At 61.6% G+C, this 12266-nt stretch carries 12 protein-coding genes; 6 read left to right on the forward strand and 6 right to left on the reverse strand.

The features are described from left to right. Positions 1 to 413: 413 nt before the first annotated feature. Complete coding sequence (locus tag NMA58_RS01445; protein ID WP_085776927.1) at positions 414 to 1118, forward strand: helix-turn-helix transcriptional regulator; 705 nt, start codon at positions 414 to 416, stop codon at positions 1116 to 1118. Positions 1119 to 1147: 29 nt separating this feature from the next. Next, complete coding sequence (locus tag NMA58_RS01450; RefSeq protein ID WP_097600308.1) at positions 1148 to 1585, forward strand: response regulator; 438 nt, start codon at positions 1148 to 1150, stop codon at positions 1583 to 1585. A 124-nt stretch (positions 1586 to 1709) separates the two neighbouring features. On the opposite strand, the gene NMA58_RS01455 is transcribed toward NMA58_RS01450, so the two are convergent. The 4 genes from NMA58_RS01455 to ybaL all read right to left on the reverse strand — a co-directional run bounded on the left by NMA58_RS01455 (position 1710) and on the right by ybaL (position 7492). Next, positions 1710 to 2426 (reverse strand): sensor histidine kinase, encoded by a 717-nt coding sequence (locus tag NMA58_RS01455; RefSeq protein WP_434712061.1) that lies wholly within the window; start codon positions 2424 to 2426, stop codon positions 1710 to 1712. A gap of 174 nt (positions 2427 to 2600) precedes the next feature. Then, complete coding sequence (gene secD, locus NMA58_RS01460) at positions 2601 to 5150, reverse strand: protein translocase subunit SecD (protein WP_097600310.1); 2550 nt, start codon at positions 5148 to 5150, stop codon at positions 2601 to 2603. 85 nt (positions 5151 to 5235) lie between these two features. Then, positions 5236 to 5616, reverse strand: coding sequence for a hypothetical protein (locus tag NMA58_RS01465; protein WP_434712062.1), 381 nt, complete (start codon positions 5614 to 5616; stop codon positions 5236 to 5238). A gap of 55 nt (positions 5617 to 5671) precedes the next feature. Beyond that, entirely contained in the window at positions 5672 to 7492 is a 1821-nt protein-coding gene (gene ybaL, locus NMA58_RS01470; protein ID WP_430956953.1) for a YbaL family putative K(+) efflux transporter, read from the reverse strand. A gap of 33 nt (positions 7493 to 7525) precedes the next feature. Between ybaL and NMA58_RS01475 the strand changes: the two genes are divergently transcribed. Further along, on the forward strand, positions 7526 to 7831 hold the full coding sequence (locus NMA58_RS01475) for a helix-turn-helix transcriptional regulator (protein ID WP_434712063.1): 306 nt from the start codon (positions 7526 to 7528) through the stop codon (positions 7829 to 7831). Positions 7832 to 7836: 5 nt separating this feature from the next. Here the strand turns inward: NMA58_RS01475 and NMA58_RS01480 are convergent, their stop codons facing one another. Together NMA58_RS01480 and NMA58_RS01485 are read right to left on the reverse strand one after the other, a co-directional pair. Beyond that, positions 7837 to 9258, reverse strand: a complete 1422-nt coding sequence (locus NMA58_RS01480) for an ArnT family glycosyltransferase (protein ID WP_434712064.1) — start codon at positions 9256 to 9258, stop codon at positions 7837 to 7839. Positions 9259 to 9657: 399 nt separating this feature from the next. Next, positions 9658 to 9858: a hypothetical protein gene (locus NMA58_RS01485; protein ID WP_434712065.1), complete on the reverse strand. Its 201-nt coding sequence runs from the start codon at positions 9856 to 9858 to the stop codon at positions 9658 to 9660. Positions 9859 to 9899: 41 nt separating this feature from the next. Here NMA58_RS01485 and NMA58_RS01490 point away from each other — a divergent pair, with 41 nt between their 5' ends. The 3 genes from NMA58_RS01490 (at position 9900) to cheY1 (ending at position 12253) form a co-directional block, all read left to right on the forward strand. Beyond that, positions 9900 to 11531, forward strand: a complete 1632-nt coding sequence (locus NMA58_RS01490) for a globin-coupled sensor protein (RefSeq protein WP_434712066.1) — start codon at positions 9900 to 9902, stop codon at positions 11529 to 11531. 63 nt (positions 11532 to 11594) lie between these two features. Continuing rightward, a complete protein-coding gene (locus tag NMA58_RS01495; RefSeq protein WP_064809596.1) occupies positions 11595 to 11891 on the forward strand; it encodes an STAS domain-containing protein in 297 nt (98 codons plus the stop codon). After that, positions 11888 to 12253, forward strand: a complete 366-nt coding sequence (cheY1, locus tag NMA58_RS01500) for a chemotaxis response regulator CheY1 (RefSeq protein ID WP_003570362.1) — start codon at positions 11888 to 11890, stop codon at positions 12251 to 12253. Before NMA58_RS01495 ends, cheY1 begins: the two co-directional genes overlap by 4 nt. Positions 12254 to 12266 lie beyond the last annotated feature (13 nt).

Genomic DNA, 12266 nt, shown 5'->3' on the forward strand with positions numbered 1-12266 from the left:
ACAAGGCCGAGTGCGCATCCCAAGATGCAACCGAAACGAAACGGACGGAAACGTAAAATAAGCGCTGAGAGAGCCGATTGACCCGTGTTCGCCGCCACGAACTTCCAGCCAACCCCTTAGCTGAATGGGCCTGTCGGCTCTCTCGCGCTTACGTCTGGCACTGCCTTCTCGCATTCATGGATGTTGAACGCGGAAGATTTACGACACCCAGGTAAGAATTACTGCCCCTCAGTATATCTGCCCGTGCATCACCTGTAGTTGAGATAATTGATGATATCCGCCTTGTATACCGAAAGTCCCCGTTTCGATATCTCTCATCAACCGTCTCGCAATTTTTGTAGCTGTTCGCGTTTAAGACGTATATCCCAAGATTTGGGGATCGGGGGCATGGCGGGAGGAGAGGAAGAGTGGGAATGAACAATGCCGCGGCAACTCCTTTTCATGCCGGACCGGAGCTGAGCCGAGCGATCAACCGCACCGATTTTTTCCGTCTGCTGAAAGCGGCGGCGCAGCATTACCACTTCGATAATTTCGCGCTTGCCCGCATTTCCGAGGCTTCGGCTCCATTCGGCGAACGCGATATCGTCATCACCAATGTCGCCGAGCGACGGGTTGGCCTGTTCATTGCGACGTTGAGGGAGGCGCTCGGGACCACCCGCGCAAAGAGCGCTCAGTTTCTGGCAACGCCCGTCCATGGCCGGAGCGCGCAGCCGGACACCTATCCCTCCGATCTGCTTTTCAACGAGTTCCGCAGCGGCGTCTTCCTCTTCATTCCGCTGTTCACGCCCGAAGGGCGGCGATATTGTCTCGTGCTGAGCGGCGAGCGTGAAGAGCCGGACCAGGGCGAGATTGCCGACATGCTTCTTGATGCCATGCGCATTTTCGACAAGCTCTACGAGGAAATCCTGACGCAGGAAATGTCCGGGCGGTTGACCCAGCGCGAAGCGGAAATCGTCAAATGGACCAGCGAAGGCAAGACCTCGGCCGAAATCGCCATCATCCTCGGTCTGTCTGAACATACGGTCAATTCGCATATCACTGCGGCCGCGCGCAAGCTCGACGCCGTGAACCGCGTCCACATGGTGGCGATCGCCCTGAGGAATGGTTTGGTTTCGTGAAAATCGGCTTCGGGACTGGGGAAATTGAAATGATCACCAAAACGGTCCGACAGAACGCCGTCAAGGTTCTCTTCGTCGACGACGAGTTCATCGAATTCCGCGCGCTCAAAAAGAAGATCGCCGATCTCTCCGAGCCGGCGGTCGAAGTCGAATATTCGCCGTCGATCGGAGACGCATTGGAAAAGATCCGCGCGGCGCGCTTCGATCTCATCCTGCTCGACAATCGCCTTCTGCCCAATGCCGATTTCCGCGAGACGGTGCCGGAGCTGCGCGGCATCGGCTATACCGGCCCGATCGGCGTCGTCTCCACCGACATATCGGGCGGCTATTTCCAGGAATTCCCAGATTACGGCGTCGACTTTCGCATCGGCAAGGACGAAATCGACGTCCAGACGCTGCAGCACATCATCCGCGAATATGTGCACTACGATGTGCCGGATTTCTGGAAGGACGATTACAGCATTTGAGCCGCGCAAAACAGCGCGAAGGCTTTGCGGTAGCGACATGCGCAAAGGAAGCACGTCCGCCGAATCTGAGATCGCGGTGCGCTTCAAGCACGGCAAACGAGGCTGAGCGATTGCAATATGTGCCTCAGCCGGCGGGAAGGCGGATGGTGAAGTGGCTGCCGTTTTCGTCGGAATGCTCGAGACGGATATCGCCGCCAAGCACCTTCAGAAGTTCCTGCGCCGTCGTCAGGCCGAGGCCGGCGCCAGGGGCTGCCCCCGCCTTCGGTAATTTCCAGAACGGCTCGAAGATCCGCTCTCGATAAGCGGGATCGATGCCAGTGCCGTTATCGGAAATCCGGATGGCCCAGTTCGCCCGCTCTTGCTCCGCCGTCACGGCCACATGCGGCGGCGATGAGCTCCGATAGGTGAGGGCGTTGGACATGAGCTGCCTGAGCACCAAGCCGAACAGCGCCGGGTCGGTGCGGATGGAGGGGAGGTCCCGACTGGCGAACGTCGCGTCGAGAGCCCCCGTCTCCTCGATGAGTTCGCTCCAAATTTTTTCGGCCAAGACCTTCAGGTCGACCTCTTCCAGCGTCACCTGCGGTGCACCACCGGCAAGGCTCATCAGTGCCTTGGTGAGACGCTGGGCCGCCTGCACCTTTTCCAGGATCATCTTGAGGCTCTGAAGCTGCTCGCTGTCGAGTGTCTCCTCAAGATCGTCGAGCAGCAGCTCGGCATACATGGCGATATGGCGCAGCGGCGATTGCAGGTCGTGCGAGGCGATTGCAAGAAAGCGCTTAATGCGTTCTTCGTTGTCGCCGGCAATATTGGTTTCAAGCGGTTTCGTCGGGTTGGGTGACATCGCGCGGTTTCCCCGATCTCTGATGCATCGTCGCGCTCTCTTTTTCAGCCGCGCGATGGACGCTGTAATAGCTTGAATTGCTGCATAATTTTATCCTGGCAATAGGCAACAATAAAAAGAGAGCGCCGGCTCTGCAACCGGCGCCCTCTTCAAGGATACGTTAACAACCCGTTTTCAGCTCGCCGACTTGCGCGAGCGACCCTCTTCCGGCGGGATGATTTCGGCTGCCGCATCGGTCGCCGTTGCCGCCTTGGCGTGGCGGCGGCGCCAGTCGCCGAGGAATAGCAGGATCGGTGCGGCAATGAAGATCGACGAGGCGCCGGCCACAAGAATGCCGAAGACCATCGGGATCGCAAAGCTGGAGACGGCGCTGCCGCCCCAGATCGCCATCGGCACCAGGGCGAGGAAGGCCGTCGCATTGGTGTAGAGGCTTCGCGCAAGAGTTTCGTTGATCGACTTGTCGATAATCTCGCGCAACGGCATCGACTTGTAGAGCCGCATGTTTTCGCGCATGCGGTCGTAAACAACGACCTTGTCGTTCACCGAATAGCCGACGAGCGTCAGGATGGCTGCGATGGCCGTGAGGTTGAAGTCGAGACCGGTGATTGCGAAGAAGCCGATTGCCTTGGTGACGTCGAGCACCAGCGTAACGATGGCGCCGACGGCAAACGGCCATTCGAACCGCGCCCAGATATAGAGCAGCATCGCGATGCTGGCGATCACGACCGACAGGATGCCGGCCGAGGCAAGCTCGCCGCTGACCTTCGGACCGATGACGTCGGTGCCTTCGACGGTAGCGCTCGGATCGATCTTGGCGACTTCGGCCTTCAGCTTGGTCACCGCCGCCGTCTGTGCCTCTTCGCCGCCTTCCTGCCGCTGCGCGCGAACGAGAATGCTGTTGTTGTCACCGAAGGTCTGCAGCGTGATTTCGCCGAGGCCGAGACTATCGAGACCCTCGCGGAACTTTGCCAGATCGGCCGCCTCTTTCGTCTTGACCGACATCTGGATGCCGCCGCGGAAATCGACGCCGTAGTTCAGGCCGGGATGGATGAAGAGCACGACCGATGCGATCGAAAGCAGCGCCGAAACGGTGACGCCGAAGAAGCGCGCCTTCATGAACTGGATGTGCTTGTCATACGGGCTGAAGGGGATCAACGGTCGGATGTTCAGCACCTTGAACTTGCGGCGGCGGGTAATCTCGATCATCGCGACGCGAACGAACGCGACGGAGGTGAACATCGAGATGATCAGGCCAAGCGCCATGGTCACCGCAAAGCCTCGAACCGGCCCGGAACCGAACCAGAACAGGATCGCCGCAGCGATCAGGGCCGTCATGTTGCCGTCGATAATGGTCGAATAGGCTCGGTTGAAGCCTGTATCGATAGCGGCAAAGGCACCCTTGCCCTTGCGGGTCTCTTCGCGAATACGTTCATTGATAAGGACGTTCGCATCGACCGCAAGGCCGATGCCGAGAACGACGCCTGCAATGCCGGGCAGTGTCAGCGTCGCGCCGACCAGCGTGAGCGCCGAGAAGGTCAGGATCGTGTGGATCAGCAGCGCCACGTTCGCCAGGATGCCCCAGGTGCCGTAGAGCACGAAGATGAAGGCTGCAACAAGGGCGAAACCGACGATGCCGGAATAGATGCCCATCTTGATGGCGTCGGCGCCGAGATCGGCGCCGACTGTGCGCTCCTCGATAACGGTCAGCTTGGCGGGCAGGGCGCCGGCGCGCAGCATGGCGGCAAGCGTCGTGGCGCTGTCTGCCGAGAAGTTGCCGGAGATCTGGCCGGAGCCGCCGGTGATCGGCTCGCGGATAACGGGGGCGCTCAGCACCTTGTTGTCGAGGACGATGGCAAAGGGATTGCCGACATTCTGGCGGGTGATCTCTGCAAAACGGGTGGCGCCGGCGCTGTCGAAGCGGAAGCTGACGATGGGCTCGCGCGTGTTAGGATCGAAGCTGACGCGGGCATCCGATAGGCGGTCGCCCGATATTTCGACACGGTCGAGAACCGGATAGGATCTGCCTTCGTCGTCCTGCAGCATGGTGACGCCGGGGCCGGGCTGATTGTTCGGCGCCAGCATATGGAAGGACATCTTTGCCGTGGAGCCGAGAAGTTCGCGCAGGCGCGACGGATCTTGCGCGCCGGGAAGCTGCACGAGCACGCGGTTGCCGCCGATGCGCTGGATGGTCGGCTCGGAGACGCCGACCTGGTCGACACGCTGGCGGATGACTTCAAGGCTCTGCTGGACGGCGTTGTCGACATTGGCGGAGATGCCGGCCGGCGAGAAGCCGACGGTGATGGTCGCTCCGTTTGCGGTGACGTTGAGATCCGCCTGACCGGCGCTGAGGCCGGTGCTGATCGGGTTGGCAAGCGTCTTAAGATCGGTGACTGCCGCGTCGCTCTGCGCGGCATCGGCGAGCGTCACGACGATCTGGTTCTGGCTGCGCACGACGGCCTTCGGCTGGATGCCCTTTTCGCGCAGGACGCGGCGGGCGTCCTGCAGCAGCGATTGCAGCCGCTCCTTGGTCAGATCGGCTTCGTCGACCTCCAGAACGAGGTGCGAACCGCCGCGAAGGTCGAGGCCGAGCGACACCTGCTCATGCGGCAGCCAGGCCGGAATTCGCTGGAGCACGGATTGCGGTAGGGCGTTCGGCAGGGCGATCAATAGCCCGATCACGATGATCACCGTATAGGTGAACACCAGCCATGGTGAATTACGCATGTTGTATTCCTTAGATAATCGAGGGCCGGCGCCCGGGCGCTGGCGGCATGTCGTCAATGGTCGGATGCGCCGCTCGGCGCAGGCCTCAGGCGATGATCGGGGGCGCGCGCGCCTGATGGGTCCTGGAAACTGCCTGATGAAGCGGAGGCTCGAATGCCGCAAGAGGAGCGGCCATGTCCCAGCCGGTAAAGTCGACAGCAGGGGCGGCGGCAGGGGCCGGCGGTCCGGCGTCGTAGGCGGTCTGTTTCGGCGCAAGCCTGCGCTCGGCGGCAAGCACGCCGCGCACGGCATCGCGCGCGCTCAGTTGCGGCGGCTGCGGATCGCGGCCGGAAGAGGAAAGCGTATTGACGGCGGTCGCCGGCGCAATGATGAGATTGCCGCCGAAAAGCAGGCCGATATAGGCAAGAATGGCGAAGAGGAGGGAAAAGGCGATACGGCTCGTCAGACGGTGCTGGTCCAGCTCCATCTCCTCCGTCCCGGCGATGTCACTCCCGTATCGGCTCAAAAGCGCGCCAAATCTCTCATTGTCGTTCCGGCGGAGCAGTGCCCGTCGGGATGATTGTAGCAGGCTCCTGCCTGTCTTCATAGGAAACACTCTCATGATGCACTTGAGCGAGCCGGTCAACCATGCCAAGGGCGATTTCGCGTTCGCCCATGATGACGGTGTCGGCGCCGTATTGTTTCAACTCGTCGACCTCGGCGTCGGAATGGGCGCGGGCGACGATAAGGATCGAGGGATTGACGCTGCGCGCCTGCTCGGCGATGCGGCAGGCCTCGAAGGCGTTCGGGATGGCGATGGCGAGGCTGCGTGCAGACGAAAGATTGGCGAGATCGAGCGTTTCCCGCGCCACTGCATTGCCCATGTAGGCTTCGATCCCCTGCGCTTTCAATTCGCCTATGCGCTTGTCGGAATCCTCGATGACGAGGAAGGGCGTGCCTGACGATTTGAGATTCTGTCCGACGATCCTGCCGACTCGGCCGTAACCGATGAGGATTGCGTGGCCGGTAAGCGCGGTCGGACGCACGTCGTCGTCCTCGGGCGGCGCCTGTTCCTGAACGGCACCCACATCGGCGGCGGAAGCCGGCTCGGCCACGGTTTCCTCGCGTCTTGCACCTTCGAGAAGAGGCCGCGCGCGGTCGCAGAGGAAGAACAGCAGTGGATTGACGATGATCGAGATGATGGCGCCGGCAAGGATCAGGTCGCGGCCCTCCTCCGGCAAAAGCCCGAGCTCGACGCCGAGAGCGGCGAGAATGAAGGAGAACTCGCCGATCTGACCGAGGCTTGCCGAAATCGTCAGCGCCGTGCCGGGCGGCTTCTTGAAGGCGAGCACGATCAGAAAGGCGGCGACGGATTTGCCGATGACGATGATGAAGACGGTGGCGAGGATCGGCAACGGTCTGTCGATCAGGATGTTCGGATCGAACAGCATGCCGACCGAGACGAAGAAGAGCACGGCGAAGGCGTCGCGCAGCGGCAGGCTTTCCTGGGCTGCGCGGTGGCTGAGCTCGCTTTCGGCAAGCACCATGCCGGCAAAGAAGGCGCCAAGCGCCAGGGACACGCCGAAGAGTTTGGCCGCGCCGAAGGCGACGCCGAGGGCGATGGCCAACACACCGAGCCGGAAGAGCTCGCGCGAGCCGGCATGGGCAATGCGATGCATCGTCCAGGGAATGAGCTTGCGGCCGAAGACGAGCATCAGAGCCACGAAGAGTGCTACCTTGACCAGCGTCATGGCGATCATGCCGCCGATGCCGAGATCGAGGCCGAACAGGCTGTTCAGCCCCGCCGACAGCGGCTCGACGGGACCATGGCCGTCGCCGCCGATGCTGGCTGCAGCCGGGATCAGCACCAGCGCCAGCACCATGGCGAGGTCTTCGACGATCAGCCAGCCGACGGCGATCCTGCCGCGCTCCGTCTCTATGAGCCGGCGCTCCTGCAGAGCCTTGAGGAGCACGACGGTAGAGGCAACTGAAAGCGCCAGGCCGAAAACCAGGCTGCCGCCGGTCGGCCAACCCATCAATGCACCGAGGCCCCAGCCGAGCAAGGTGGCAAAACCGATCTGCACGACCGCGCCAGGCAGCGCGATGCCGCGCACCGACAGCAGGTCCTTGAGGGAGAAATGCAGCCCGACGCCGAACATCAGCAGGATGACGCCGATTTCGGCAAGCTCCGGCGCGAGGCTCTGATCGGCCACGTAACCCGGAGTATGTGGCCCCACCAGCACACCGGCAATCAGATAGCCGACGAGCGGCGGCATGCGCAGCCGATGAGCAAGCGCGCCGAAGATGAAAGCCAGCACCAGGCCGCCGACGATTGTCGAAATCAAGGGCGTATCGTGCGGCATCGCTTCTCCCGATCTGGAAATTTCGTTCGTATTATGACATATATGATCTATATCAACCAATATGGGTACTTTGAGATCATGGGTCAAGGCGCGAGAGAAACAATTCTAAGCCCCGCTCTCTGCCGGGCTGCACGCGGTCTGCTCGATTGGACCCAGAACGAGCTCGCCGAGAAGGCGGCCGTCTCGCGCAGCACCATCCGCGATTACGAGGGACGTCACCACGATATCCACCGTGCGACCGAAGCGCAGTTGCGCCTCGCCTTCGAGGAAGGCGGCGTCAGGTTCGTTGAGATAGAAGGCGCCGGCACCGGCCTCTGCCTGCCCAATCGACCAGGCTGAAGCCCTCAGGGCGCCAGGCAGGCGGCAGAAACCTTGTAAACGTAAAGCGTCTTTCGCTTGTAGTAGCCTGCGGCAGGCAGCCAGCTCTTCAGCAGCTCGGGCGTTTCAGTGGCGCAGGTTAGCGGCGTGTCCGTCAGGAAAAGCACCTTGCCGGCGATGTCGGCGGGCAGGGCGAATTCCTGCTCATAATAGCTCTCCGGCAGGCCTGCGGGTGCGCGCGCATAGATTCTGTAAGATGCATCCCGCAGCGTATAGAAGAGATCAGCGACCATGTCGCGGTTGTCGGTGACGATGATGTCGGTGCCCGCCTGAGCTGCAAGGGCTCCCGCCTCGCGGCTGACCTCGGCGCGCCCGAGATAGCGCTTCATCAATTCGTCGCCGTTCGGCAGCAGCAATTGCTGCGGAAAGATGGTCGCCAGCGGAAAGAGCAGGCTTGCGATGCCGTTGATGGTGAGTGACAGCCTCAGCCCCTTCGGCCACATCCGGTAAAGCAGCCAGACGGCAAGAATGGTCCCCGCGACATAGGCGGTCACGGCCCAGTTGGCATAGGCTTTGGCAACGGTCGCCTGCAGGGTGATCAGCACCACCACCGGCATCGACAGCCAGATCAGCATCTTTTCGCGGTCTTCGCTTCGGCCCTTGATCATGCGATAGACCGCCCACAGCATTGCGAAGAAGATGATCGGCCCGACGACGCCGAATTGGGCGGAGAAGAATTCGAGCCCGCGGCGCAGATTGATGCCGAGATCGCTCCAGTGGGCGATATCCTGCGTGTGGCGCACCGTCGTATTGTCGTGTTGCAGGTTCCACCAGAGGTTCGGCGAGGCGACGACAGCGGCAACCGCGACCGCTATGATGAAGTCCCGGACAGCGATGCGCGCCGCAGGAATGAGGAGGAGGGCGATCGCGCCGCCTGGTACGACGAACAGAACGGCATATTTCGTCAAAAAGGCAAGGCCGACGGCGAGACCCATGACGAGCGCCAGTACCACATAGCGCCGCTGCGTCAGGCTGAAATAGGCGAGCAGGGCGACGGCGATGAAGAACAGCAGGATCACGTCGGTCGAGAAGAAAACCGAAGAGAGCGCCACGCCGGGAAGCGTGATGTAGGTGGCGCCCGTCCAGCCTTCGATCTCCGGCCCGACGAAGCGCCTTGCAAGCTTCATCAGCACCAGCGCCGCCACCATGTGGATCAGCGGCCCGAGCAGCCTGATGAAATAGATGGCGTTGGAGCCGGAAAGCTCCGTCATCGCTCGGATCACCCAGGCGATCATCGGCGGTTTTGAATAGTAGCCGAGATCGAGATTCTGCGACCAGAACCAGTACTGGGCCTCGTCGACAAACAGGTCTGTGGCATCGAAATACAGCGTGACGACGCGCCAGAGCGTGAAGCCGAGAACGATGAGAAGACCAGATCTGGGAGACATGAACCGAGTGTTCCGCTGACGTGAAAGGCGCGAGTGCGATTACACCAAAGGCACCGGACTGCCAACGGGGATTGGATCGGCTTGAAGCCAGAGAGGCTTCAGAACACCCGAAGCATCCCGATATCGCGATTTGCGGCAAGGAAATCGAGGCGGGCGATGGCGGCAAGTATGCCCATTGCGATCAAACAGGAACCCAATCCGAGAACAATCATTGCTCTGTCCTTGTCGACGTCATGTCTTGGTTGTCGACCGGCCTATAACACGGAGCTTGCGTGTGCCTTGTAGCAGCCGTGCAACTCCGCGGAAGTATTTCCTGCGAACTGCCTTGAATTGCTCCAAAAGCCTGTTCCTGAAAAGACTTATTAACCTTCGGGCAAGGAATTAACCATAAACATTGGGTTACACGTCGGAATGGGAAGATGTGCTCGTTCCCAGCAGGCATGACGCCGTACCGCCGTACCGGGTCGATCCGGTATCCATCTCTTCAGACAGCTTCGAAACATAGCTGATCAGGGGCTTTACCTGCCGGTCGTCGCCGGTGGTGAAGACCGGCTCCGCGCTTGCGTTGATCGAATGCTGCAAAAGTTTTTTGCCGGGCATTCGCCTGGAAAGTGGGTCGGGGACAGGCGTTGAGGCAGGACATGCCATCAGATCAGGCTCGTGGAGTGCAGGCAGGCAGCTTGCGTGATCGCCTGCGCTTTGCCGGTCTCGATGCCGATCAGTGCGAACTGGTGCGCCGTAACCGGCCGGCCCTCGAAGCGCATCTGAAAGCGGGACTGCGCGATCTCTTCCACAGGTTCCAGTCCTATCCCGACGCTGCGCGCAACTTCGAGAGCGACAGACAGGTCGATCGTCTGCATGATCTGCAGTCCTCACATTGGGACGTGCTGACGGATGCCCGCTTCGACAGCCTCTATGCCGAGCGCGTCAAGGTTCTCTCCGACACCGAAAGCAAGATGGGCCTCGACCCGCGTTGGCACGTAGCCGGCCACGGCGTCGTGCTGGAGCATGTTCTTTCCGGCCTCGCCGAAGAGATTGCCGGCCGCCCCTTGCTGCCCTCGGCCAGGCGCCGCGCCCGCGAAATTTCCGAGCTGATGACTGCGATCATCCGCATCGTGATGGTCGATGTCGAAATCGCCGTTTCGCTCCGCTTCAATGCGCTACGCGCTGCCCAGAGCCGCGCGGTTGCCGATCAGCGCGCCGAAAGTGAAGCGGAGATCGCCCGGATATTCGGCGACGTCATCGAAGGCCTCGCCGCCCGCGACCTGACGCGGCGCGCGCCTGTCGACGCCGACGGTGCCTATGCCGGGATCGCCGCCGCCCTGAACGGCGCCTTGGATGGCCTCCAGGCAGAATTCGCCGCCATGACCGAACGCACTGATAAGGCCGAGACGGCGACCGCTTCGCTTGCTGGCCAGTCGCGGCAGTTCGCCGGCACGGCGTCCGGCCAGGCCGAGCGGCTGCAGCTTTCCGCCGCTGTCCTTGCCGGCATTGCCGGAAGCGTGCGCGACGGCGCCGCCGACAGCCGCGCCGCCGAACAGGCGGCCGCCTCTACCCGCGCTGCGGTCGAGCAAAGCGGCGAGGTCGTCGGCCGCGCGATCAGCGCCATGGCCGATATCGAGCAGTCGGCCGAGAAGATCGGCCAGATCATCGGCGCGATCGACGAGATCGCCTTTCAGACCAATCTTCTGGCGCTGAATGCCGGCATCGAGGCGGCTCGCGCCGGCGATTCCGGCCGCGGCTTTGCGGTCGTCGCCCAGGAAGTTCGTGCGCTTGCCCAGCGCTCGGCCGACGCCGCCCGCGAGATCAAGACGCTGGTGACGACGACCAAGGCGCAGGTCGACGCCGGCGTGCAGATGGTCGGACGAACGCAGGACTCGATCGGCAGCATCGTGCGGCAGGTCACCGACATCAACGCCGCCATATCGGGCATCGCCACCAGGACCGGCGAGCATGCCGCAAGCCTCGACGGCGTGGCGGCCGACGTCAAAGGACTTGGCGCAGAGGTGGCGGACAACGCCGGTTTGGCCGAACGTTCCGCTGAAGGCGCCGACCACCTCCATACCGTCATTCTTGAGCTCGGCCAGACGATTCGCGAATTCCGCATAGCCCGCGAAAATGCGCATTCCGGGCGCTTGGGCTCGGTTCGCGCTGCGCCGTCCCGCACGATCGAAGCGGCCGGCCATCCTGCGGTCGAAGACGAATATGAAAATGACGATTTTGGCCTTCCGCAGGCGCTCGGGAGCGTCAGAGGTGGGCGGAATGTTTACTAACCTATCGGATGATCGCCGCAGCTCATCTTTTCGGGCCGGGGACAAGGGGACAAGGACAAGCTGATGGTAGCAAAGAAGAGTGGCAAGACGCTGAATTTGACAGCGGTGCTGGATCTCAACGAGGCTTCCGCCTTGCGTGAAAAACTCATCTCCCTCAGGGGCAGCGGTCTTTCGATCGACGCATCGGGCGTCGAGCGGATCGGGGCTCTTTGCGCTCAGGTCCTGATGTCCGCCGAGAAGACCTGGGAGCAGGACAAGCAGCCGTTCACCTTCTCCAAGGTGTCCGACGCATTTCACAAAACCATGCAGCTGGTTGGCGTCAATATTGACCACCTGCTTGCCAAGGAGATTCGGCAATGAAGAAAAAAGTGCTTACCGTGGATGATTCCCGCACCATCCGAAACATGCTGCTCGTGACGCTGAACAATGCCGGTTTCGAGACGATCCAGGCGGAAGACGGCGTCGAGGGCCTCGAGGTTCTCGAAGAATCCAATCCTGACGTGATCGTGACCGACATCAACATGCCGCGCCTCGACGGGTTCGGCTTCATCGAAGGTGTGCGCCGCAACGAGAAATATCGGGCGATCCCGATCCTGGTCCTGACCACCGAAAGCGACGCGGAAAAGAAGAACCGCGCCCGCCAGGCCGGCGCCACCGGATGGATCGTCAAGCCTTTCGACCCGGCCAAGCTGATCGATGCAATTGAGCGCGTAACCGCTTAAACCCAGGATTTGC

Source organism: Rhizobium sp. YTUHZ045 (genome assembly GCF_051124255.1).
GTDB lineage: Bacteria > Pseudomonadota > Alphaproteobacteria > Rhizobiales > Rhizobiaceae > Rhizobium.

Excerpts from the sequence above, each read along its gene's own strand:
- NMA58_RS01475 (WP_434712063.1), top strand. The coding sequence starts at position 7,526 with ATGACATATATGATCTATATCAACCAATATGGGTACTTTGAGATCATG.
- NMA58_RS01480 (WP_434712064.1), bottom strand. The coding sequence starts at position 9,258 with ATGTCTCCCAGATCTGGTCTTCTCATCGTTCTCGGCTTCACGCTCTGG.
- cheY1 (WP_003570362.1), top strand. The coding sequence starts at position 11,888 with ATGAAGAAAAAAGTGCTTACCGTGGATGATTCCCGCACCATCCGAAAC.
- NMA58_RS01450 (WP_097600308.1), top strand. The coding sequence starts at position 1,148 with ATGATCACCAAAACGGTCCGACAGAACGCCGTCAAGGTTCTCTTCGTC.
- secD (WP_097600310.1), bottom strand. The coding sequence starts at position 5,150 with ATGCGTAATTCACCATGGCTGGTGTTCACCTATACGGTGATCATCGTG.
- NMA58_RS01485 (WP_434712065.1), bottom strand. The coding sequence starts at position 9,858 with ATGCCCGGCAAAAAACTTTTGCAGCATTCGATCAACGCAAGCGCGGAG.
- NMA58_RS01495 (WP_064809596.1), top strand. The coding sequence starts at position 11,595 with ATGGTAGCAAAGAAGAGTGGCAAGACGCTGAATTTGACAGCGGTGCTG.
- NMA58_RS01465 (WP_434712062.1), bottom strand. The coding sequence starts at position 5,616 with ATGGAGCTGGACCAGCACCGTCTGACGAGCCGTATCGCCTTTTCCCTC.
- ybaL (WP_430956953.1), bottom strand. The coding sequence starts at position 7,492 with ATGCCGCACGATACGCCCTTGATTTCGACAATCGTCGGCGGCCTGGTG.
- NMA58_RS01490 (WP_434712066.1), top strand. The coding sequence starts at position 9,900 with ATGCCATCAGATCAGGCTCGTGGAGTGCAGGCAGGCAGCTTGCGTGAT.
- NMA58_RS01455 (WP_434712061.1), bottom strand. The coding sequence starts at position 2,426 with ATGTCACCCAACCCGACGAAACCGCTTGAAACCAATATTGCCGGCGAC.
- NMA58_RS01445 (WP_085776927.1), top strand. The coding sequence starts at position 414 with ATGAACAATGCCGCGGCAACTCCTTTTCATGCCGGACCGGAGCTGAGC.